This is a genomic window from Thalassotalea marina (assembly GCF_014656435.1).
In the GTDB taxonomy this organism is placed as follows: Bacteria; Pseudomonadota; Gammaproteobacteria; order Enterobacterales; family Alteromonadaceae; genus Thalassotalea_C; species Thalassotalea_C marina.
The window spans coordinates 194,314-216,936 of the sequence record NZ_BNCK01000003.1; the positions used below are offsets into that span (position 1 = coordinate 194,314).

General features: G+C 39.8%; 19 protein-coding genes. 6 read left to right on the forward strand and 13 right to left on the reverse strand.

Going from position 1 to position 22,623, the window contains the following annotated elements; translation table 11 throughout:
- Positions 1 to 96 precede the first annotated feature (96 nt).
- A complete protein-coding gene (locus IE199_RS07340) occupies positions 97 to 2,118 on the reverse strand; it encodes a winged helix-turn-helix domain-containing protein (RefSeq protein ID WP_189768745.1) in 2,022 nt (673 codons plus the stop codon).
- A 181-nt stretch (positions 2,119 to 2,299) separates the two neighbouring features.
- On the opposite strand from IE199_RS07340, the gene IE199_RS07345 reads away from it, so the two are divergent.
- Positions 2,300 to 2,743, forward strand: coding sequence for a nuclear transport factor 2 family protein (locus tag IE199_RS07345; protein WP_189768747.1), 444 nt, complete (start codon positions 2,300 to 2,302; stop codon positions 2,741 to 2,743).
- A 211-nt stretch (positions 2,744 to 2,954) separates the two neighbouring features.
- Here IE199_RS07345 and IE199_RS07350 read toward each other — a convergent pair whose 3' ends face one another.
- Genes IE199_RS07350 through IE199_RS07370 form a run of 5 tightly spaced genes read right to left on the reverse strand, consistent with a single transcriptional unit; the run spans position 2,955 to position 7,479 of the window.
- Positions 2,955 to 3,647 carry a response regulator gene (locus IE199_RS07350; RefSeq protein ID WP_189768750.1) on the reverse strand — a complete coding sequence of 231 codons (693 nt, stop codon included), beginning with the start codon at positions 3,645 to 3,647 and terminating at the stop codon, positions 2,955 to 2,957.
- A 17-nt stretch (positions 3,648 to 3,664) separates the two neighbouring features.
- Positions 3,665 to 3,967: a hypothetical protein gene (locus tag IE199_RS07355; RefSeq protein WP_189768752.1), complete on the reverse strand. Its 303-nt coding sequence runs from the start codon at positions 3,965 to 3,967 to the stop codon at positions 3,665 to 3,667.
- 24 nt (positions 3,968 to 3,991) lie between these two features.
- Positions 3,992 to 5,350, reverse strand: a complete 1,359-nt coding sequence (locus tag IE199_RS07360; protein ID WP_189768754.1) for a hypothetical protein — start codon at positions 5,348 to 5,350, stop codon at positions 3,992 to 3,994.
- Entirely contained in the window at positions 5,340 to 5,900 is a 561-nt protein-coding gene (locus IE199_RS07365) for a hypothetical protein (RefSeq protein ID WP_189768756.1), read from the reverse strand. Before IE199_RS07365 ends, IE199_RS07360 begins: the two co-directional genes overlap by 11 nt.
- On the reverse strand, positions 5,884 to 7,479 hold the full coding sequence (locus tag IE199_RS07370) for an ATP-binding protein (RefSeq protein ID WP_189768758.1): 1,596 nt from the start codon (positions 7,477 to 7,479) through the stop codon (positions 5,884 to 5,886). The genes IE199_RS07365 and IE199_RS07370 overlap by 17 nt, the downstream gene beginning before the upstream one ends.
- A 329-nt stretch (positions 7,480 to 7,808) precedes the next feature.
- Here IE199_RS07370 and IE199_RS07375 point away from each other — a divergent pair, with 329 nt between their 5' ends.
- Complete coding sequence (locus IE199_RS07375; RefSeq protein WP_189768760.1) at positions 7,809 to 9,059, forward strand: serine protease; 1,251 nt, start codon at positions 7,809 to 7,811, stop codon at positions 9,057 to 9,059.
- A 49-nt stretch (positions 9,060 to 9,108) separates the two neighbouring features.
- Here the strand turns inward: IE199_RS07375 and IE199_RS07380 are convergent, their stop codons facing one another.
- A complete protein-coding gene (locus tag IE199_RS07380) occupies positions 9,109 to 11,811 on the reverse strand; it encodes a hybrid sensor histidine kinase/response regulator (RefSeq protein ID WP_189768762.1) in 2,703 nt (900 codons plus the stop codon).
- Between the two features lie 371 nt (positions 11,812 to 12,182).
- On the opposite strand from IE199_RS07380, the gene IE199_RS07385 reads away from it, so the two are divergent.
- The 4 genes from IE199_RS07385 to IE199_RS07400 all read left to right on the forward strand — a co-directional run bounded on the left by IE199_RS07385 (position 12,183) and on the right by IE199_RS07400 (position 16,430).
- Positions 12,183 to 12,605: a hypothetical protein gene (locus tag IE199_RS07385; RefSeq protein ID WP_229854590.1), complete on the forward strand. Its 423-nt coding sequence runs from the start codon at positions 12,183 to 12,185 to the stop codon at positions 12,603 to 12,605.
- Entirely contained in the window at positions 12,602 to 13,687 is a 1,086-nt protein-coding gene (locus tag IE199_RS07390) for a sulfate ABC transporter permease (RefSeq protein ID WP_189768766.1), read from the forward strand. Before IE199_RS07385 ends, IE199_RS07390 begins: the two co-directional genes overlap by 4 nt.
- A gap of 341 nt (positions 13,688 to 14,028) precedes the next feature.
- Positions 14,029 to 15,285, forward strand: coding sequence for a saccharopine dehydrogenase family protein (locus tag IE199_RS07395; protein WP_189768774.1), 1,257 nt, complete (start codon positions 14,029 to 14,031; stop codon positions 15,283 to 15,285).
- Positions 15,285 to 16,430 (forward strand): type III PLP-dependent enzyme domain-containing protein, encoded by a 1,146-nt coding sequence (locus IE199_RS07400; RefSeq protein ID WP_189768775.1) that lies wholly within the window; start codon positions 15,285 to 15,287, stop codon positions 16,428 to 16,430. Before IE199_RS07395 ends, IE199_RS07400 begins: the two co-directional genes overlap by 1 nt.
- 65 nt (positions 16,431 to 16,495) lie before the next feature.
- Here IE199_RS07400 and IE199_RS07405 read toward each other — a convergent pair whose 3' ends face one another.
- From IE199_RS07405 to IE199_RS07430, 6 genes are all read right to left on the reverse strand, one after another.
- A complete protein-coding gene (locus IE199_RS07405; RefSeq protein ID WP_189768777.1) occupies positions 16,496 to 18,922 on the reverse strand; it encodes a TonB-dependent siderophore receptor in 2,427 nt (808 codons plus the stop codon).
- 77 nt (positions 18,923 to 18,999) lie between these two features.
- Positions 19,000 to 19,434, reverse strand: a complete 435-nt coding sequence (locus tag IE199_RS07410) for an ExbD/TolR family protein (protein WP_189768779.1) — start codon at positions 19,432 to 19,434, stop codon at positions 19,000 to 19,002.
- Complete coding sequence (locus IE199_RS07415) at positions 19,424 to 20,134, reverse strand: MotA/TolQ/ExbB proton channel family protein (protein ID WP_189768781.1); 711 nt, start codon at positions 20,132 to 20,134, stop codon at positions 19,424 to 19,426. The genes IE199_RS07410 and IE199_RS07415 overlap by 11 nt, the downstream gene beginning before the upstream one ends.
- A gap of 56 nt (positions 20,135 to 20,190) precedes the next feature.
- Positions 20,191 to 21,000, reverse strand: coding sequence for an energy transducer TonB (locus tag IE199_RS07420; RefSeq protein ID WP_189768783.1), 810 nt, complete (start codon positions 20,998 to 21,000; stop codon positions 20,191 to 20,193).
- A gap of 122 nt (positions 21,001 to 21,122) precedes the next feature.
- Entirely contained in the window at positions 21,123 to 22,088 is a 966-nt protein-coding gene (locus tag IE199_RS07425) for a FecR domain-containing protein (RefSeq protein WP_189768785.1), read from the reverse strand.
- A 3-nt stretch (positions 22,089 to 22,091) separates the two neighbouring features.
- On the reverse strand, positions 22,092 to 22,589 hold the full coding sequence (locus IE199_RS07430; RefSeq protein ID WP_189768787.1) for a sigma-70 family RNA polymerase sigma factor: 498 nt from the start codon (positions 22,587 to 22,589) through the stop codon (positions 22,092 to 22,094).
- Positions 22,590 to 22,623 lie beyond the last annotated feature (34 nt).

Consider the following 22,623-nt stretch of genomic DNA (forward strand, 5'->3'; position numbering starts at 1 on the left):
AGCTCCTGTAATGTAACTGTCAGCAGCACTATCAGATGTTTTCACACCTTATTCATTACTCAATCATGAACATTTATGACTTTTTATGATTTCTCGTTAAAAATTGGTGCGGATCAAGTCACTCACATTGGAAGAAACATACCATGTCGCCCAATTACCGTTGGATACGCTAAAATGATAAGGCATTCCTTCAGTGTGTTGGTAAGTTGTGACGCTACCGTTTTGATCGATGCGTAAAATGGCACTTTCTTTTCGGCTGCGGCAATACACAACGCCATCAGACAATTGATAACTTAACCTATATCTCACTAACACATGTCCGCAGTGAGTATTTGTTAAAGGCTTTTCTCGCCAACTTGCTGATAATGTCTGATCAAACCAAACATAATCTAATTTTCCTTGATGATAATCAGCGGTTAAGAAGGCTTTTTGACGATCTAATCTTTGCGTTACTTTTCCATCAAGATCAACAACCACAACTTGCCATTGCTCATCTTCTTTTACACTGTAATGTATGTGATTAAAGTCATACCATCCCGCCCCAACAACGGTTGAAGGCATATCAAAAACTTGCTCGACTTTCTGTTGCTTTAAGTCATAAACAATAATGCCTTGATTAGTGTTAGCCAGTAACTTGTTATCATCAAATGACCATACCAGGTCATAAAACAGCCGCCCTTTATCTGGCAGCTCAATTGAAGTGAGTGACTGTTCACCAACTTGCATGATAAACACCTTACTGTAACCATCTCGCTTTGAAACAATAGCCAGTTTTGAACCATCGCGTGACAGTGACGGTAAATAGTCCATGACCGACGAGTTCGTTAACGGGTCGATATCGCCATTTAAACGAATATCCCGGTTATAGATGTAGGAGGTAAACAAATAATCCTTTTGATTTGCCATTCGATTAATATCAGCCACTCGCCTAGAATCCGTGACCAGCAATTTAGCTCTGCCAGTCGTTAAATCGGTTTCCATTAAGTGGTAAGAAGGGTGCTCACTAGGGTGCACAACCCCAGTTGCATTATGGTTCCATAACGCCGATGTAACGTTATAAGGTAAGGTGAGAATTTTTGTTGCTAAGCTTTTATCTAAATCAAGTTCAAATAGCGCAGTTTTACTGGGTATAGGGTCATGTAATAGCAACAATTTATTCGATTGACGGTCACGATCAATGTAATGGTTACCTATTCCAACTGCCTCGGGCTGAATTAGTTTTCGCTTTTGTTTGTCGTCTAACGACAAGCCAAACACTTGAAACGGTGTATACATTTTGTTGCGTTCAACAAGGATTAACTCGTTTGTTGGTGGATGATACAGCACATTTTTAATGTCATGCCAACCACAGTCATATATCACTTTAGGCAGATTAAAACTTGCTTGCTCCACCTCAACTAGATGAATTTCACAGCCTCGTTCAGAATAATAAAGATAATACAGTCCACTATTATCGTCGGTCCAATAGGGACTTGTGGCATCACCTTCACCAGGACTAACCGAATGAGTCACACCAGAAATAGTGTCTTTAACATGCAGTTGATAAGCGCCATGACTGCTCGGTGCAACAAAAGCTAAAAACCGTCCGTTAGTTGATACAGCACCTTCAGATTGTGTCATCGATAAACGTAACAATGGCGAAACTTTGGCTTGCTGCTCAGGTTGTTCAAGTTGCTGTTCGCCAAACGGGAAGAGAAAAAAAGCCAACAACACTAACATAGCAATTAGCAAAATAACGGGAAATATAACCAGTGGTGATTTTTTCTTATGTTCAGTCAAAACCGCCGCGTCTGTTAACGGCGTTTGTTCAATCACTGAGACACTGGCAGCAAAGCGATAACCTACTTTAGGCACGGTAACAATAAAATGTTTTATCTTGTCATTATCACCTAATGCTTTTCTTAGCTTAACGATAATTCGATTTATCGCACTGTCGCTGACAATATGGCCTTGCCAAACTTGTTCCATTAACTCATCACGACTGATATCTCGTTGTGGATTGAGGCAAAAAAAACGTAACAGATCCGCCACTTTAGGTTCAAGTATCGTTACCTGATCGTTAAGTGTTAATACATTGGTATTTGCATTGAAGCTGTATTCACCTATCTTCCAGTGCATAGGTCATTTATTCCGTGAACATAAGTTATTGATAAAAAAGGAAATCATAAAAAGTCACTTTTGGTCATGTCATGTTAACGACCTAGTATAGTTTCGCCATTAACATAAAAACCTGCATCACAATCTTTTTTCATTAGTAACACCGAACAAAGAGAAAATACAAGTTAAATTAGGAGAAAACATGAAGCGACTAACATTATTGATCACCCTACTTTTGTGCCAATTCAGTGTCATTGCCTCTGATGGCAAAAACGATGATGTTGCACAAATTAAACAAGTGATTCAGTGGTATTTTGATGGCACCTCGCAAGGTCAGCCTGAGTTAATTAAAAAGGCATTTATTCCGACGTTAGAACTGCAGTTTGTTAACGATCAAGGTGAATTTAAACGCTGGTTAGGGGTGAACTACATCAGCGGCTTCGAACCGGGTAAAACCAACGACCGCGTAGGAAAAATTCTCAGTATTGATATCACAGGAGATGCCGCTATCGCTAAAGCGACCATCACCACTAAAAACAGAGTATTTACTGACTACTTTTTGTTATTAAAACTCAACTCAGGCTGGAAAATAACCAATAAAATATTTACCAAAAAACAAAGCCCCCAGCAGAGCTTTTCGCAATAAATTCAACGTAATAGCATTTTCCTAAAGCAACAAAGGCTAACCATTTAATCACAATACTAGGCTGTTTATTTTTGCAGCCTAACAATTAAACGTGTGAACAAAAGAACGAATAAATATTTACAGTAGGTGTTACTTCCCAGTAGAACGAGCATGAATTGCACTGATAACAACTGCTGACTTTGCGTTTTTACAGCTGACTATTTTAGCTTTATTACAACGCCAACAAATAACCAACATTTCTTACCGTTTTTATAATATTAGGCTCTTTTGGATCGTCGCCTAACTTCTTGCGAATTCGGGATATTCGAAGATCAATGGAGCGGTCTAAACCATCATAAGGTAATCGGAATATTTGCTCATGTAACTCTTCGCGCTTAATGATTTCACCTACCTTTAACGCCAGTTGCCACAATAGATCAAACTCTGCACTAGATAAGTTAACCTGTTGTTCGTTTACCGTTACAACACGTTTGCTATTATCAATGACTATTTGCTCACCATAAAATTTAATGGACGGAGATTTATTGGTTGGCATCAACTTGGATTGTCTTCTAAGTTGAGCTCTTAAATGGGCCAAAAGTACTCGAGGTTTAACCGGCTTTGCTAAATAATCGTCGGCACCTACTTCTAGCCCTGTGACTTCATCAATTTCATCACCAAGAGCCGTCAACATGATGATGACACCAGCAAAACTATCTCGAATAGATTTACAAATAGTTAAGCCATCAACATCCGGCAACATCAAGTCTAATAAAATAACATCTGGATTAAACTCTTGAATTATAAGCTCTATATCACCGCCATGATGGAAGCAATGCACCTCAAAGCCATTAGTTGTCAGATACTGGCTAATAAGCTCCGTTAATTCAACATCATCATCGATGATGACTACTGTATTTGGCATTGGATAATTCCTAGTCGTTATAATTCGTAGCCTACAATTGGGTTTTGTAACACAAAAGGGAAAGTTGCATCTTTTAACTCAAATGTCAGCCAAACTAAGTGTGGCATGCGCCTGCAATTATCGGGCTTTTCTCTGACAATAATTAACTGCTGCGCTGACCACAGTAAGTTAAATTTGTCATTAGTAGAACAGCCATTAGATTTCACTTTAATAGCAACCTTATTATCGAGCAGTTTTACTCCATACAGAGATTCAATAACAGGTTGTTGCTCAGCCAATGCAGGCAGCGTAAATAAAACTAAGCACAATAAATACTTCATATTTCTCATTACCTTCATCTCCGATTAAAATCGATAATCAAAACTTGCTTCAATACGCTGCCAGTTATCTTCACCCATCATATTTTCAATGCGGTTATCACCAATATTGCCCGATAAAGAAAAAGACACTTTGCTGTTGTATTGATATTTAATACCTAAACTTAAACTGCGTTTTGTTTCATTTGACCAATTAACAATTTCAGGATCGTCGATTTCATAATGAAGCTTATAGTGATTATAGGAACTATAAAAAACCAGATCGGGGGATGGAAAATAATACAAGGCCAAATAGGCTTGTTTGTTTTGGTATGAAAGAAAGTTGTCTTGGGCATTTAGGCGATGAAATTTGCTGCCAATTTGCAAGCGAATTTCTGGAGAAAATATATAGGTATATTCTATCCAAGGAGCATGAATCGTTGCGTTGTAATCACTGAGAGTATTGCGATAGTATTTTTGCGTGACGTCGTAAGCGAATTTCAACTTAGAAGATGAAAATGGCAAGCTAAACGCAAGGCGGTAACGCATTTTATTAACCAGCTTTTCGTTGTTGGCATAATCCAACCGCGCCATGGTATTAAATTCCAACAGCCATCGATCTATTTGCAATAGGTAGATGGAACTATCTAAGTTGTAACTCAAATATCGATCATTATCTTTTCGGTCAAATTGTTTATATTTGAGCTCTGCATCCACATCAAAAACCAACTGTGTTGGTTGCTCAAACAAGGTAAGAAATTGCGCAGGACGATATCGATAATTCGCTTCTAGTGCTTGGCTAAAATAGCTAACTTCTGTACGTTCTGTGTCTTGATCACGCACATCAAATTGCTCATCTAAGCCATCATCCACATAGACAAATTCACTACTAAACCACACATCGTCTAATTCTTCATCTAAAGACCAAAACTCAGCTTCTTGGGCAGTATCATCAAAAATATAAACAGGATATTTATTTTGCATAATATCCAAACCAACAGCCGAAACTGCGTTTACCGTGAAGGAGTGGGTCGTTAGACTGCGCTTTAACTGAGCAGATAAAACCTGTTTTAACTTTGCAACCACGCTCTGCTCCGTTGTACTTAACGGTAAAGATTCAAGGTGCAATACTAGCTGTTCTGCTCGGTCAAATTGTCTTAATTTGATGTAATTTAACGTTAACTCTATGTTGATCCTTTTATGGTTTACATAGATTGCTCTAAGCGGTGTTAACAAACCAATCGCGTGGCTAAAATTGCCTGACTTTCGATTAACAATAGCCTGTTGTAGCTGCTCTTTTGCACTAGCGTGTGTGTTGGTTTGAGTATTGGCGTACAAAGCAGTACTAAACCCAAATGGCCAAGTGATAATAAGTGTTAACAAGTAACTTGCGGCTTTATTCTTCATCAATACGCGGCCCTTTTACTTTGGTTTTTAACTGTAATTTTTTCTCAAGCTTTTCTAGTTCCTTATCAACGTTGAGTAAATTGCTGCCATCAAGAGTGTTAATGATCGATTCTTCTTTGTTCTGGATGTTCCCTGGCTTTGTTTTAATATTCTTTTTGAGCAATGTTTGCCCTGATTGATTTGAAATATCATCAATATCATCTTCGGTAGCAAAGTTTTCCAATAACTTAAGCTCTGACGATAACGTTGTTTCTAAATCAAGTGCCTCTAGATTGTCCTCAAGCAGTAGCTCTTGATAACCCTTTTCTATAGGCTTTTTAGTATTTTTGAGTGTTTTGTCAAATTCAGTACGTTTTACTGGTTCAATTGGCAAGTCATCTAACTGTTTATCGAGCTGATCAATTAGCTGTAGTATTTCTGCATCACGCTTCTTATCCGTCAGCGATGTTACTGATTTTTCTTTTTGTTGTCGGTCAAATTCATCAGCACTTGCTGAGTAGCCAAACAACAACATAGCCATGAAAATGCAAACGTTATGAAATTTGGTCATTTTCACTCCACGGTATTGGCCAACTAAATAACATCAAGCTACCACCAAGAGCACTTTCTTGAATTTCGACTTCTCCTTGATGCCATACCGCCACTTGTTGAACAATAGAAAGGCCTAAGCCGTATCCCCCAGATTGACGAGCTCTACTTGCATCTAATCTCTTAAAAGGAGTAAACACTTCACTTCTTTGTTCAACAGGGATACCTGGGCCATCATCTGCTACCCATATTTGAAAGCGCTGACCTTGAATTCGGTAACCGACTTCTACATTCGCGTCGGCATATTTCAGTGCGTTGATCAATAAATTAGCGATTGCTCTATAAAGATATCGCCGATCAGCAACTAAAGGCTCTGCAGCCTTACATTTCATGGTGATATTGATATCGGGATTAATATTGGCATGCTGTTTTACTAAATAGGTAAGAAAAGTTTTGCCATCTGTGGCCTCTGCTTTTAGCTTTGGCTGACAACTCTTTAGTTTTAAAAAAGTTAAAACCTCGTCAATTAAATGCTCTAACTCGTCTAAGTTTTTTTCGATGCCATTGGCGTGTGATTCAGTATTTACTTCATCCTGCATCACCGCTAATTGAAACCTGATGCGAGTAATTGGCGCACGAAGTTCATGTGAAATAGCTCTAACCATATCGGTTTGAGCAATCAACAAACGTTGGATCCGATTTGCCATACTATCAACAGTATTGGACAGTTTAGTAATCGCATCAGGGGAGTTGCCAATGTTAGCAACAATTTCTTGGTCTTGTGCTATAGCGACAATTTTATCATCAACTTCGGCCAGTCGATTCTCCAATGGTTTTACAAGATAAAAAATAGCCGCAGCCATCATGGTTAAGGTAAATAAAATCACAGCGATAAGGTGTGAAAGCGGCAACCATTCAAACAGGGGGATTTCCCCTAACTGCAAGACATAACGGCTGTTACCAATAGGTGCATAAGCCATCATATTTGATTCAGTGGCACCAGAAATATTTAAAACAACCGTGACCTCACCTTTTTTGATACTGCGTAAATTGGCGGCACTAGTCTTTATTTCAGACTGTTCCATTAAGGCAATGGGGTAGCGATACAAAGATCTTAAATGACTCAGCGCACTCAGTTTAGCTTCGTTGCGGTGTCGCCCAAGTTCATTGAGCATTAAAAAAGCACTTATCCTGACCAAAGAAGTACCATAATCATCAACAAGAATAGATAAATATTGTTGCTCTTCTGGTAATAAAATATAGGCGCGACTCGTCACTAGCTGGTTATCAACTAGAAATAAGAATTTATCATTGATTAATTTACCTAGGTGTCCTTTGGATAATAACTGTTCGTCAAATCGATGGATCTCAATATCTAAACCACTTAAGCGCTCAATAGCCGATAGCCACTGTTCACGCTCTTGATTTTTATGACGAGCAACACCTTCACCAATTAACTTAAAGGTACCACTGTAATATTGATAAATGTGATCATTGATCCTGTATTTACTAACGGCATACCCAGAGACTGCAACCACCAAAGCGATACTGACAATGGCAAGTAACATTCCCATATAAATTCTAAAAAAAATGTTATGCATTAATCTAAACTTCGCTGAACTTCACTGAAAATAGTACGCCAAGGCTCAGCATGCCTTAGCTTTGTGGCGCAAACTAGCTGCGTTTTTTGTCGATTTGTATCTAATTGTAGCTGCTTGTAGAGAGCTTAGCGTCCTTAATAACAACCAATAAAACAGTTTTGCCTTTTACCTTAATCACCAGCACCAGTTTTTCATCGGTATTCGCCCAATTTACTCATTACACCTTGATACACGCTGAAGTAATTCACTACTACCAAGGCGCTAAGTTTGCTGTCGATAATGTCCTCGCTAGAAGGCAAATACCCAACACTCTCTATTGAGGAATAAATATGTTAAAACAATCAATAACTGCAATTGCCATTATGGTTAGCTGTTCTGTATTAGCTAATCCAGCGGGTACCAAGCTAAAGTCACAACAGTTTTCAGATACTATTCGTATTGTAGGTGGTTCTGAAACAAAACCCCATTCAAGACCTTATCAAGTGTCACTGCAAACATTAAGTGGCGGTCACTTTTGTGGCGGCTCTATCATCGCTGAAGACTTAATATTAACAGCAGCTCATTGTCTTGAAGACGTAGACGGAGAAAATCCAGGCTTTCAAGTCAGGGTTGGTGCACATAGCCTGTCTGATGGTTCAGGACAAGCGATTGAAGTAGATAAAACCTACACCAATCAAGAATACCCTGATCTATCAAAAGATATTGCGGTATTAAAACTAAAATCAAAAATTACAGACGAAAACTCAGCTGTCATAAAACTTGCTGATCAAAGCTTTTTCGACGCAACAATCGCACCTGGTACTCCGTTATATGTATCAGGTTGGGGAACATTAAGCTCGGATGGCGATAGCCCAGACAAACTGATGGAAGTTAAAGTTCCTTTTGTTTCAAATGAAGTATGTAACCAAGCAGAAGCCTACAATGGCATAATTCAAGACACCGAAATTTGTGCGGGTTTACAAAAGGGTGGTAAAGACTCTTGCCAAGGCGATAGTGGCGGACCACTTGTTTTTCAACGAGGCAATGAATTTGTTCAAGTGGGCGTAGTTAGCTGGGGCGACGGATGTGCATTGGAAGATAAATACGGTGTTTATGCTGATGTAGCGGCATTACGAGGTTGGATTGACAATGCGGTTGCCGGTAACGAACCAGCGTCTGGCATGGTCAGTAAACCAGATGATGGTGACCAAGATAACAGTGATGAAAACAACTCGGACAAAAGCTTTTTGGCGATTCAAGAAACTATTAGCTTCAACGAAAATGATCAACCTCTAGTGTTAGTGTTGGAAGTACCAGAAGGGGTTAATGTTTTATATATTGCAACGAGTGGTGGTACGGGTGAAGTTGATATTACAGCTGAACATGCTGATGCCGCCAATGAACCAGAAACAGATAACGGCAATTATTGGTCTTTTGACGATGACTATTGGACAGAGGAACCAGTTAATCTGTTTTTATCAGAAAACATAGGCACTAAAGAAATGATCATTATCAATACGCCAAAAGCAGGTGAATGGACAATTAAGCTTAGTGATTACAGCGCCTTTAACAACGTAGAGTTCACTGTTTTCTCCCATTAAAAAACATGAGCTTTATCTAGTTGAGCCTGCATTTGCAGGCTTTTTTTCGTTAGGGGCAAGTTAAACTTTCTATTTCGCTGTAAAGCTTTTCACTTTTAACGGGTTTAGGAATATAAGCATTCATCCCTGAATCGAAACATTTTTGTATGTCATCATCAAGTACACTTGCGGTTAGAGCGATTATGGGAGTTTGTTTTAAACCTAATTGTTGTTCAATTTCTCGAATCTCGTGACTAGCGGCAAAACCGTCTTTAACTGGCATCATTAAGTCCATTAATATCACGTCAAAATTTTGCGAGGTACGAAATAGATCCACTGCTTCTTGGCCATTATTCGCCTTTTGATATTGGTAACCCGCCCGCTCTAACAATAACAATGCAACTTTTTGATTAATCGGATTATCTTCTACTAATAATACGTTTAATCTGTCCACTTTTTCGTTGTTATAATCTGGCGAGGTTGTCTCTATCGTCGTTGCTTGAGCAAAATCGACAGTTAAGCGTTCCTGACATATCTCTAATGCTTTTAGTAACCGATTACCTAACAAAGGAAAAGTCACTAAACCGGCAATATCAATATTAAAACCTAGTTCAGAGGACAGATGTCGGACTAAACACACTGAATGATTGTCACGCCCTAAACGGATGAGGTCACGCTGTACAGATTTACTGTCTTGCTGTTCGTCAACGACATAAATCACTATCATTTTTTGATTAACTAAAGCCTTGTCGTCAACCAATTGCAAAAACTCATCAACACGTTCAACTAAATCGGTCACTTGCATACCAAAGTAATTGATTGTTTCAGTTAAACAGGTTGTTACATGCTCGTGTGGTGATATCACATAAAGAGCTGAAAAATCGGGCTTATTGATATAATGATAATCTTGTTCTATCGGCGAGAGCGGTAATGTAAAAGAAAAATAACTGCCTTGACCTTTTACCGAGCTAACAATTAATTCTCCGCCCATCAAACTTACTAATTGATGGCTAATTGCAAGCCCTAGACCTGTACCTTCAAATTTACGTGTAATTGAATCATCTTCTTGTTCAAACGGGAGAAAGATCTGTTTAAGCTGACTATTGTCTATGCCAATGCCTGTATCTGCGACTGAAAATGCAACTTTTGCATGTCCTTGATGTATGCCCTGATAATCAAGTGAAATAGTAATGCAACCTTGGTGAGTAAACTTAACGGCATTTGACATTAGATTCATCAACACTTGACGAATACGATGATCATCGGCCAACACTCTGGCAGGCAACCTTTGATCTATGTCTACACGCAAATTTAAACGCTTTTCTTTTATCTTTGGAGCAATAATCGCAGCGATATCATAAACCGTTTCTCTCAACGCTGTAGAGTGCACGTTGACCGTTAATTTACCTGATTCAATTTTAGAAAAGTCCAAAATATCATTGATCAAAGAAAGTAAAAGCTGAGATGAGGTTTCAATCGTATCTAGATAGTCTTTTTGCATCGCATTTAGTTGTGTATTGGCTAATACTTCAGACATCCCAATCACTCCATTAAGTGGGGTGCGAATTTCATGAGACATATTGGCCAAAAAGCTACTTTTAGCTCTGCTTGCACGGATGGCAGTTTCTTTGGCTTTTAACGCCTCATTTTTTGCCTCCAGTAAACGTTTTTTGCTCTGAGCTTGTTCGTCGGTTAGCCTTTCTACTTCATATGCAAATCGACTTAATTCATCATGACCGTCAATTTGCTCAGTTAACGATTGCTCATCATGTTCATCTTTGGACAGATAATCTAACACCAAGCGTAAATTCAAATTAATACGTTGTGCTAGGCTTACACCAGCAAACACAAGTAACAAAAAGGTTAATGTGATCATCAGATACATGGACAGTCTTTGCTGACTATAGCTTGCAGCTTCCATTTGAACTTGATTAATTAGTTGCTCAGCGATGACATTGGCAACCTGCTCAAACAATTGAGCCCGAGTAGCCATGGCCTTTAAGCCAGCGTCAATTTGGTCGGAAGAAATGGAGGCACGCGGTGAATTGTGTATAAGTTCTCGAAAATTTTGGCTTTGTTCAAAGGCTGGATTTGAAAACACATTTATCATTAATTGAACTTGCTTCGGCTCAGCATTCATCACAATAAAACGTTCAAAAATAAGTTGTTGTTTTTGATTTAACGCTCGCGCAAGTTCACCATGTAAATTCGAACTTTCGTCACTTGCTTCGAGATCTGTTAAATACAACTGTGTTTGCCACCTCTCTTCACTCGACCAGAACTGCACCCAATTTAACTGCAGTAGCGCATTTAAATGGCTGGTTACACTGGTTGAACTGCCATTGACCACCAGTTTTTCCACGACATACAACATTTCTTGATAGGTTTCGACTAACCAATCGACATACTCAACTCGGCTTTCATTATCAGTCTCTGCAATCAGTGATTCATGTGCATCCCGATATTGCTCAACCAAAGGGCCTATTGATGCATACATTTTTTGTTGATCAGCTAATGTTTTGGCGTTTTCTAATAACTTGATGAACTCAGCCTGAGCTTCTATGGAGTTTGCGTGACGAATATCAAAAGCATGTTGGTGCAATAAGGCTAATTGGCTCAACATATCGACATGCCAAGTTGCCAATTCCAGATCGGCAACTTGCTTATTTATAGAAACAATTTTTTGACTAGTAAAAAAAACAATGACAATTAAAGGCACGGTAACCAAAGCCCAAATTTTGTGTTTAATACTAAGGTTTTTCCATCGTTTCAATCTTAGCGTCCTTTCTACGGAAGAGCTTGCTGTTACTGACGTTCAGCATTCACATTTGAATAACCCAAATACTCTATTCGTCGTTACTCTATAAAAGTGATAGAGGATATCATGTTGGTATTTACGGTTTTCACTCGTTCAACAGCAATACAAATATGAATTGTTACTAACTAAGTATAGATAAAGATAGCATATTGCTAGTAACAGAATACAAATTCGTTAAAAATTGTTCAACTTGCCAATTTTGTAATTTCAGCTAGGCTACTTTGTAGTGCAATTTTATAAGCTCGAAAAGGATGCAACCAGCTTTGCCTTATCCATACACGGCAGTTAACAAAAACAATCTGTTTAAAACTTTTAGCCTACTCTTAATGCTAACAGTTGCTTTTGCCTTTTCTTCAATTACTTATGCCTTTGAAGGATACGCTATCATCTCCCTTAATCCTGATTTTAAAACCTTGTCAAAAGGCAAAGCTCGTATGTTGTACAGAGGAAAAATAAAAACATTGCAAGGACAAATCATCGAGCTCTCAGATTGGCCAAGTGAAAATGAGGTGAGAACAACTTTTTATCAAGAATTGCTAGGTAAAGATTTAGCACAGATGAATGCTCACTGGGCTGGCTTGTCTTTTTCAGGCAAAGCAAGAGTACCAAAAGAAATTGATAATGCTAATTTAGAAAGCTTATTACAATGGCTATCAGAAAAAGATTCTCGTATTGGTTACGCACCATTGGCTAATTTGCCAAAACACGTTAACGTATTGTATGTCGTTGAAAAGGAGAAACAACAATGAGCAGGAAGCTGATTTTTGTTTTGGCACTTGTCACTAGCCAATACGCATACGCATCGGTTGAATTGTCAGACAAGTTATCATTAAGTGGATTTGGCTCAAGTTCTGTGACTAAATCAGATAATGAAACACCGTTAATTATTAACAGAAGAATTGTTGATCAATGGTGTTGGGATTGTGACACCACCTTTGGCTTACAATTAGATTACTACAACGATGCATTTAAAGCCTCAGCTCAAGTTGTTAAAAGACCTCAAGACAAATGGTCCAACCCTGAACTAGAGTGGGCCTATTTGGGTTATACTCATGAAAACTTTGAATTTCGAGCCGGTAGACTAAGACTGCCCGCCTTTTTAGCCTCTGAATATTATTTTGTTGGTCACGCATATAAAACTGCACGTCCGCCAGAAGAACTTTACAACTCAATACTGGGTATTACGGCATACAATGGGATTAATTTAGTTTGGAACTTTGAACTTTTTGATACCTATCAAGTAAATGTTACGCCATTTATCGGGTTTGAAGATGAAAATACCTTAGAAATAAGTAAATCGTTCCATGTAGACGTTGATGTCAAAGATATACTGGGCTTTTCAACCGAGTTACACGGAGACTTTTTCAAGTGGAAATTTACCTATTTCGACGCCGAATATGACCAAGTGTTTATCTTCAACAATCCAGCCCCCGGCGTTGCTAAACGAGAAATCGATTTACCCGATAGACGTTTTGAACTCTATTCTTTAGGCGCTGAATATGAATTAAATAACTGGACATTAACCGCTGAACGCCAAATAGGTAATGTTCGCTCCACTTGGTATGCGAGCCTTGCTTATCGAATGCATAAATTTACCCCTTACATTCTATATGGCGAAACTAAAACGAAAAAAACAGATGTAACCCCTTTTGATGGTAAATCTGGCAGCAGTTCAGTAATAGGCATTCGCTACGATATTTTAAATAACTTGTCGGTCAATATGGAACTGCAAAGCTTTAAAAGCTTTGCAGGTGAACGAGGCTCATTTACCACAACCCCACAAGACAGGGATGCCGATTTAGCTACTGTCATGTTTAACTTTGTTTTTTAGACTGACTTAGCAAAACGATTAAGCTCCAAAGTTGGAGCTTTTTTATTTTTACAGCCTTCGTTGAATCAATCAGTTGTTCCATGAAGGTTAGTTATTCTATATCAGTATTAAAAAAGCTAAACATGCTAAAAAGTCAGCTAAAAAGTAGAGAAATGTTCACAAAACCATGCAATGTGAATGAAAAAACTATGCAAGGCAAGAAAAATAGCTATACTTGCCCGCTCAAATCTTAGGGGTGGATAAATGAGCAAACTTTACGTACCCTAAGTACATGCTTAACAACAAGCAAATTTTTGATTTCAGGCGCCAATGTCGCCTTGTTTTTGAAGGTTTTTACCACTATGACGCAAACTCAATTAACACCCAATACTGTCTACGTTATCGGCACAGGTGAAGTCGCTAAAGCTGCCCTGTATAAACTGGTAAAACTCTATCCAGAACAAGCCATTACGGTTGTTGCTTCAAACCGTTCAGGTGGATTGGATTTACTTAAAGAAAATGTCAACAGCGACCTTCATGCTGGTCACATTAATTTCCGTCAACTTGACGTATTTAATAAAACCGATGAATTAGCTGAGCTGATTCAATCAACGGCGACTGATACACCACAAGTATTATTTAATTTAGGTTCTCCTTACCTAGACATGAAACTAATGCAAGTGGCATTAGATACTCATAGCCATTATGTTGATACGGCATGTTATGAAGAATTAGATACAAAAGGCTTTAGCTACAAGCAACAATTAGCCTTAGCACCAGAATTTGAAAAGCGTGGCTTAAAAGCGCTTCTTGGTGGCGGTGGTTCTCCAGGCATCACTAACTTATTAACGCGTTTTCACGATGCTAAACGTGCATGTGAAAGTGTGAAAATTTTTGACTACAACGGTGGTTTACAAAATAAGTACCCTTGGGCAACTAACTTTGCTGCTGAAGATAACTTAAAAGAATTAGACAACCCGGCGAAGTTTTTACGCGATGGTGAATGGACTGAAGCGCCAGCATTTTCTGAGCGTTTTCATATCGTTGATCCATTAAACATTGGTGACGATGTTGAAGTGGGCTTTAATACCATTTATCACGAAGAGCAAGAAACCATTAATATGGTGTTTCCACACATTAGAAACATCTATAACTACATGAGTTTTGGTGAAGATTACATCAAATATTTCAAGTTATTCCGTGATTTAGGTTTACTAGGTGTTGAACCTGTGTCTGATGGTCAAGGTGGTGAAATCATTCCAATTCGTTTCTTGTCTTCACTGATGCCACACCCACGTGACGTTGCACCTTTAGTAACAGGTCCAGCGGGTATGCGTGTAGAATCTGCTGGTGAAAACTCAGCAGAGATGGATTTGATCAGTGTATGGCGCATGCGTCATGAAGATTGCTGGGCAGATACTCACACAGGTGCTGTTGCATGGAGTACAGGTGTTCCAGCGTGTTTGTTCCTTGACGCACTATTGCGTTTTGACGGCAACGGTATTTTTGTGCCAGAGAACTTACCGAACTTAAACAATACCTTGTTTACTGAGTTATCTGACACTTACGGTTTAGAGGTAGATTCATTCGACATTGCCGGTCAGAAGGTTGAGCTTTAATGGAGTTATCTGCACCACGCCGCCCAACCCATATTTTTGATGAAGGCAAGTTTGAAACAAACCTTGCTGAGTTAAAGCAGTTTAAAGAAAGCTGCGGACTAAAAATATTGTTAGCGTTGAAGGGGTATAACCCCCTTCATTCCGCTGACTTAGTTGGGCAATACCTCGATGGTGTTGCCGCTTCTTCGTTAAATGAAGCACGTTCATGTGCCGAGCATTACCAAGGTGAAATTCACACTTATTGTCCTGCTTATGACGAAGATACCTTTGACGAATTAATGAGCTACAGCAGCCATGTGGTGTTTAATTCACATCAAGATTTAGCGCGTTTTGCTGATCGTGTGCCTGCTAACGTGAAAATAGATATTCGATTAAACCTACAACACCAAGACATGGAAACAGAGGTTTTTGCCGGCTACAACCCAAATAAACCTCATTCTCGTTTTGGCATTACCATCGCTGAGTTTAAGCCAGAAGATATTAAGCGCTACAACGTCAGTGGCATTCATTTTCACGCTTTATGCTCTCAAGGTGCGGCCGATTTAAAAAGCTGTGTTGCCACACTAGAAAACAAGTTTCCTGAACTGTTAAACCAAGTTGATCGCATCAACATGGGCGGTGGACACATGGTGTGCCGTGAAGGTTATGACTATCAAACGTTGGCTGAGGTAGTAGGCCATTTACAAGCCAACTATTCACTTGATGTTTATATCGAGCCAAGTGAACATGTTTATGCCGATGTAGGCGTATTAAAAGCCAGAGTATTGTCGTTAATCAATAATGAAGTGCCAATTGCTATTTTAAATGTCAGTGCTAAAAACCATATGCCTGATATTTTAGAAAGCCCAGACTATAACGTGGATATCGCTGAAGGTCAGTTAGGCCGCAATGAAGAGAAACACAGTTATATTTTTGGTGGTAACACCTGTCTAACGGGTGACGTTATTGGTGAATATCACCTTGAACAACCACTACAACTTGACGATTGCATCACCTTTTTAGATCAATCGCCATATACCTTAGTGCAGTGTCATCATTTTAATGGTGTTAGCCAACCCGACTTTATCGTGGTTGATAAACACGGCGAAATTAAACGCCATCGTTTAGACGATTATGACCGCTACTTAACAACGGTTATTCGATAAATCTTGTTGGATTTAACCAAATTGATAAAAAAGGCGAATGGTAACATTCGCCTTTTTTAATGGTGTTACCACATGTAAGTTGCACTTAACGTGACACGTCTTCCGGAGGTGTAATAACACTTTTTACTGTTACATGTACTCAGCTCATTTTGATCAAATAAGTTTCTAACATTGAGTGCTAAACTCCACTGCGCAAGATCATATTTTAAGCTACTGTCAACCATAGTGTAACTCGGTACTTCTTTAGGTGACTTTTCACCCGTTCCGTTATTTTCACCAATAAAACGTGCACCGAATCCCACCTGTATACCGTTATCAAAATAATAATCGCCCCATACCGACAAGGTATGTTCAGAGACTGCGTTACTTTGTTTGCCAATTTCAGCCTCGTTAACGCTATTGACGACTTCTGCTTTAGGGATCCATGAATAGCTCGCCATTAAGTTGCTATTTTCAGTAGGTTGCAGCAATACCTCTAATTCAGCACCTTTTACATTTACTTCACCCTTTTGCTCAGGATGAGGTTGCTCATCCCACACCCACTGTGTGTAGTCTTTTCGGGTAATATCAAATACCGCAAAACTGTATCGACCGCTATCATCCTTTGGTGTGTATCGAATACCAGCTTCTACCTGTTGACCTCTCTCTGGTGAAAATGGTTTTAACTGTGCAGGGTCGATAGTACCTGATGGTGCAAAGGATTCTGAATAACTGATGTAAGGTGCTAAGCCATTATCAGCTTTATACACCACACCAACACGCGACGATTGGCCATAACTTTTTTGACGTTCAACAAAATCACCATTTAATTGATACGAATTGGTTTCAGTTTCGTCATATCGTGTTGCTAGGTTAACAATCCAGTGCTCACCAATAGTTATTTGATCCTGAACATACACACCAGTTTGTTTAACATCTGACAATCCAGTAATGTTGCTCGGCACATTGTTAAATGCCAGTTTGTTTTTTGGGTTTAATACATCAAGTGGTGCAAAGGTCGCGCCCCAAGCAGCATCAACTTCAAACTCGGTTTTTTGGTAATCCACACCAACTAAAATTTGGTGTTTAACATTGGAGAAATCAAACGTTTTACTGATATAGGTATCAATGTTTTTAGAGGTGACATCTTCTTTACTGGCTAACCCCGTTAATTTTACAAAACGGAAGTTATCTTTATGTTGCGGATCATCTTCATTTTTTGTGATCCAGCCTGATTTATAAACCGTTCGAAAGTCCATATCAAATTTGGCATAGCGCCCTTTTTGAGAGACCGTCCAACCATTATCAAATTGATGTTTAGCATCATAACCAATCAACCACTGCTCTTGTTCAATACCGTTAAAGTCGGTTGAGCCGCCAAACAGTGGTAGTTTTGTTTTACCATTGGGGTTAGGTAAAATTGAACCTTGGAGTAAAACTTCGTTGGTATCAGTACCTGAGTCAATATCAAACCATTGGCCGTAAACCGTTACATGTGTTTGTTTTGTTGGGCTCCAAGTAATAGAAGGGGCAAAATAATGCCTTTTATCATCCAGTGGTGTATTTTCTAATTCGCTGTCTTTGGTCATTGCTGTTAAGCGATATAACCATTCACCACGTTCATCGAGCGGACCAGAGAAGTCGACGGCAAGCTGTTTATGACTATTATTACCAACTTCTGCAACAATCTCTTTTTGGCTAAAGGTGGTTGGGCGTTTACTGACTAAGTTAATCACGCCGCCTGGACCGTTAACACCATACATCACCGATGATGGACCTTTTAATACTTCTAGACGTTCTAGACTATAGGCGTCTACCTGCCACATCCCCCAGTTGCCGTTATTACGCATTTGCAATCCGTCTAAATAAACGCCAGGTTTGTAAGCGTCAAAACCGCGAATATAGATCCAGTCCCACTGTGGTTGATCACCCCATGGCGCAGCGTTAACACCTGGTGAATAGGCTAATGCTTCAGTTATACGACTAGCGCCTTGAATCTCCATTTTGTCGGCGGTGATCACATTAATAGACTGAGGAATATCTTCAATGGCAGCGCCAAGTTTGGTTGCTGTACTAGAACGTTTCGCAATGTAACCTTCAACCGGCCCTTCGGCTAATTCAAGCCCAGATGCCAGCACATTAACTGACGGTAGTGCAATTGTGTTTGTTGGCACTAAAATATAGCCATTATTGGTATAGTCTGCGCGATATTGGGTATTTGCTAATAACTGTTTAAAACCTTGCTCAACCGTGTATTGGCCAGTTAAACCAGCAGAGGTCAAACCTTGTAAAGTGGCGCTTTTAAAAGACAATTTTACACCTGATATTGCTGCAAATTCGGTTAATACCTCAGTTAAACTACCCGCCGATATTTTGTAAGTTAACGGCTGGCGCTGTTTCGCGGCATAACTTGAGCTCAGTTTATCGGCGTGTATAGGCATACTCATGGTTGCCATAACAATGCCAAATGCAATCGGGGTTAAAATCAATTTTGTTTGAGATTTTAAATACATGTAATCATACTCATTTCGTCATTATTAACTTAATTACCGAGCCAAATGAAATTAAGTATCATTATTATTTGAATAATTTATTGCACCGCAGACACTGACGAAGATTTTTCCTGTTCAGTCACAAACCCTAGTTTAATGACACCTTGCTGCTGAGCCAGCGCCATAACTTTCACTACCGATTTATAGGCAAGGTCGCCATCAGCATATAGTTCAATGGTTGGCTGCGGCTCTGTTTGCGCGATGGTTTTAAACTTTTCCGTCAATTCTTGATAACTAAGTTGCTGTTTATTCCACCACAGTGAACCATCTAATTTTAAATCTAACGCAATAGCGTCTTGGGGTGTATTCTCGGTTACGGTTTGCACCTTAGGTAAATTGACCTCAATTGACTGAGTGATCACAGGTACTGCTATCATAAAAATAATTAACAGCACCAACATCACATCCACCAAGGGCGTCATATTGATTTCTGCCATCGCATCTTGTGAGTCGCGACCGCTATTAAACGCCATGTGACTTTCCTTTGATGTTAACCACCTCCGGCACGGAGCCTAATAACAAATAACCATTTAATTGCTGAGCAAAGCCATTCAGTCTGCTCGCCAATTTACGATTGCTTCTGGTTAAAGCGTTGTAAGCAAGCACAGCAGGAATCGCCACTAACAAACCAAACGCTGTCATGACTAACGCTTCGCCGACGGGGCCTGCCAATTGGTCGATACCTGCCTTACCGGTTGCACCAATTTTGATCAACGCATGATAAATCCCCCAAACGGTACCAAATAAACCGACAAAGGGCGCTGTCGCTCCGATTGATGCCAAGGTTGTTAAGCCTTTTTGCGCTTGTTCACTACTTTGCTCTAAAGACAATTGCAAACTTGCAGCTATCCAATCAGCAAGTGGCAAGCTATGTGTTAATGTTGCGCCATTGTCTTGATGTTGTGACTTAGCCATAACGCCGGCGTGCACTAAGCTAAAAAATGGGTCGTGTATTAGTTTGTTATCGAGTTTAGCTAAGCCTTGCTCAATATCTGACGCCGCCCAAAATGCCGGCAACTTAGTGGATAGTTTCAGTAGTTTTACTTGTGTTAACCATTTACTGATCAAGATTGACCAAGTGAGCACCGACATGATCAGCAGCACGCCTGCAACCGATTTGATCACAAAGTCACTTTGCTGCCACAGCGAGGCAATACCGTAAGGATTTTCCATAAAAGCGTTCCGTTTAAGTTTATGAGTTATTTTAGTTTTTTAGTTAAATGAGTTATTTAAGTGTCAGTTAAAGAGAAGTAAATTGGCTGCACATACCAAAAGCCGATTGATTGACCATTTTTAGTCGCCGGTTGATAACGCCATTTTGCCACCGCCGCACGAGCAGCTTGGTCAAGCCGATTGAAACCACTACTTTGTTTAATACGCATTTCACCTACTTGACCATTAGCCAGAATGTAGATTTCTAATAACACTGTGCCCTCTTCTTTTAACCGCCTTGAAATTCTGGGATAAGGTGGTGCAGGGTTTTGCCCAAGTGTCGCATCAACTCGTGGCGGTACAATATCCTGTTCGGCTTCAACCACCGCCTTGGCTGGTTGCGGCGTTGGTGTTGGTGTTTCAGTTGGTTTGGTGCTTTGTTTTGGCGCAATTGGCGCTATCGTTTTTTCGATAGGCTTGTCAGCTGGCTTTATCTTTTCTAGCAGCTTTTGCTCGGGGTTTGGCTGTGATAATTTAGCATCCGGCTTTATCGGCGTATCGTTTTTGTTAACCGGCGTTGGCACTGCTCTTTGAGCTTCCACTTGCACATTATCTACCTGACTCGATTCAAGCGGTTGCGTTATCGGCTTGACAGGTGCTTGCTCTTTAACCGGCGGCATTTCATTTTCAATTGCAGGCGGCGGCTCATTTACTGAGTGTGCTTGTTCAAAAACCACGGGCTGAGATCGCGTCACCAGCATGCCTTGCAATACTTTTTTCGGCGGCACTGGTTCTGGTGTTAACTCAACAAACATCAAACCAATAAACATTAAGTGAACGGCAAATACCATCGCAGGGATCTTTATCCCTGAGAAAACACTTTTCAATTGATTACCTTATTACTGCCGCGCAGCGTTGTTTCAAATAGCTTCTATACCTGTTTACCGCACCAAACCATAAAAAGTATCAGCTGTAGTGAATAGCAAATAAAAATATGCCCGTTTGAGCTCTATGAATGCGGCGCCTTTGGTACAATCGCCAGCCACCACTTGGTACGATAAACAACATCAATCGCCAATGATTCACATAAAAGTGCTAACGTACCGGTGAAATCATGTATATCAAAGGTACCTGACACTTGAATATTCCTTATCGAATTATCGATATTGACCAACCGATGATGATAACGCCCCAACTCTTCAATAAGTTGAAACAATGGCAAAGAAGCTGCGACAAAAAGCCCTTTGCGCCACATGGCAGATAACTGCAATTTGTTCACTTTAGGCTGTAACATATGTCGGCTAAATTTAAGTGACTCTCCCGCTTTTACCATTAACTCAGCATGCTCAGTGGTGACCAAAACCGCATGTTCACTCACTTCAACTTCTATCCCTTGTTCCGTTGCTTTGACATTAAAGGCAGTACCGAGTGCTTCGATGACACCATGATCCGTTATCACCCGAAAAGGCGGTAATAGCTCACCATGTTTTTTGCCTGTGGTGATAAATATTTCACCGGCGAGCAAATTCAAGCTGCGCTGTACTTGATTAAAGGTAGTGGTGATTTTAGTCTGGGTGTTTAATTCAATGACACTGCCATCGTTTAAAGTGACGGTCTTTGACTCACCGATAGCAGTTTGATGATCGGCGATCACGCTATGATGTAGCCCTGATTGCACCGTTAAGTAACCTGTTGTGGGAATGGCAAACAAAGCACTGAGCAGTTTTACTACACGGCGCCGACCTTGCTGATTAAGCGTTAACATCGTCTGGCTATTAACCGAGCAGGGTAAATGCTCGATGTTGGTTAAAAAATGATTTGCCTGCTGCCAAGCATCTCGATGTGCCTTATTTTGCGCTAACCACAAATTTAAACGCTTAATATCAAGCTCTGTCACGTCGTCAGATTGCAGCAATACCAGCCAATCAGCCACTTGTTCGATAACGGCGCTATCTTTGTGTGTGTTTAATTGCATTATTTAGTCCAACATCAGGCAGGCAATAAATGCCTTTTTCATGTGACGTTTTACCGTGATTTCGGCAATATCAAACTGCTGGGCAATATCCTTGTATTTGTATCCGTCTAGCTGCGCGAGTAGAAATATTTTTCGCGTTAATGTCGGTAGCTGAGATAACGCTTTGTCCAGTCGCATTAAAGTTTCAATCACAATATATTTGTGTTCTGGCCCAACAACTTCGTGCTCTGATGCATGAGAGATAGCCGATAAATAGGCTTGTTCAACATCTTTACGGCGCCAGTGATCAATAACTAAACCTTTAGCAATATGCGTTAATAATGCTCTAGGCTTGTTTTCAATTGCGCGGGCATTATTTTTATTGGTTAACAGCCGGATAAAAGTGTCTTGTGAAATATCGGCAGCCAGCTCAGCACAGCCGACTTTTTTACACAACCAAGAGGCAAGCCAAGACCGATTATCCAGATATATACCATCAAAATTTTGTTGAACTATCGACATCGCAACAACCGTAATGCAAATCATTTTCAATATC

What these genes read in the sequence shown, in the direction of transcription:
- IE199_RS07405 (WP_189768777.1), bottom strand. Translation starts at nt 18,922, where the DNA reads ATGTATTTAAAATCTCAAACAAAATTGATTTTAACCCCGATTGCATTT.
- IE199_RS07360 (WP_189768754.1), bottom strand. Translation starts at nt 5,350, where the DNA reads ATGAAGAATAAAGCCGCAAGTTACTTGTTAACACTTATTATCACTTGG.
- IE199_RS07350 (WP_189768750.1), bottom strand. Translation starts at nt 3,647, where the DNA reads ATGCCAAATACAGTAGTCATCATCGATGATGATGTTGAATTAACGGAG.
- IE199_RS07340 (WP_189768745.1), bottom strand. Translation starts at nt 2,118, where the DNA reads ATGCACTGGAAGATAGGTGAATACAGCTTCAATGCAAATACCAATGTA.
- IE199_RS07430 (WP_189768787.1), bottom strand. Translation starts at nt 22,589, where the DNA reads ATGTCGATAGTTCAACAAAATTTTGATGGTATATATCTGGATAATCGG.
- IE199_RS07385 (WP_229854590.1), top strand. Translation starts at nt 12,183, where the DNA reads ATGCTAACAGTTGCTTTTGCCTTTTCTTCAATTACTTATGCCTTTGAA.
- IE199_RS07375 (WP_189768760.1), top strand. Translation starts at nt 7,809, where the DNA reads ATGTTAAAACAATCAATAACTGCAATTGCCATTATGGTTAGCTGTTCT.
- IE199_RS07365 (WP_189768756.1), bottom strand. Translation starts at nt 5,900, where the DNA reads ATGACCAAATTTCATAACGTTTGCATTTTCATGGCTATGTTGTTGTTT.
- IE199_RS07355 (WP_189768752.1), bottom strand. Translation starts at nt 3,967, where the DNA reads ATGAAGTATTTATTGTGCTTAGTTTTATTTACGCTGCCTGCATTGGCT.
- IE199_RS07395 (WP_189768774.1), top strand. Translation starts at nt 14,029, where the DNA reads ATGACGCAAACTCAATTAACACCCAATACTGTCTACGTTATCGGCACA.
- IE199_RS07415 (WP_189768781.1), bottom strand. Translation starts at nt 20,134, where the DNA reads ATGGAAAATCCTTACGGTATTGCCTCGCTGTGGCAGCAAAGTGACTTT.
- IE199_RS07425 (WP_189768785.1), bottom strand. Translation starts at nt 22,088, where the DNA reads ATGCAATTAAACACACACAAAGATAGCGCCGTTATCGAACAAGTGGCT.
- IE199_RS07370 (WP_189768758.1), bottom strand. Translation starts at nt 7,479, where the DNA reads ATGCATAACATTTTTTTTAGAATTTATATGGGAATGTTACTTGCCATT.
- IE199_RS07400 (WP_189768775.1), top strand. Translation starts at nt 15,285, where the DNA reads ATGGAGTTATCTGCACCACGCCGCCCAACCCATATTTTTGATGAAGGC.
- IE199_RS07390 (WP_189768766.1), top strand. Translation starts at nt 12,602, where the DNA reads ATGAGCAGGAAGCTGATTTTTGTTTTGGCACTTGTCACTAGCCAATAC.
- IE199_RS07345 (WP_189768747.1), top strand. Translation starts at nt 2,300, where the DNA reads ATGAAGCGACTAACATTATTGATCACCCTACTTTTGTGCCAATTCAGT.
- IE199_RS07410 (WP_189768779.1), bottom strand. Translation starts at nt 19,434, where the DNA reads ATGGCGTTTAATAGCGGTCGCGACTCACAAGATGCGATGGCAGAAATC.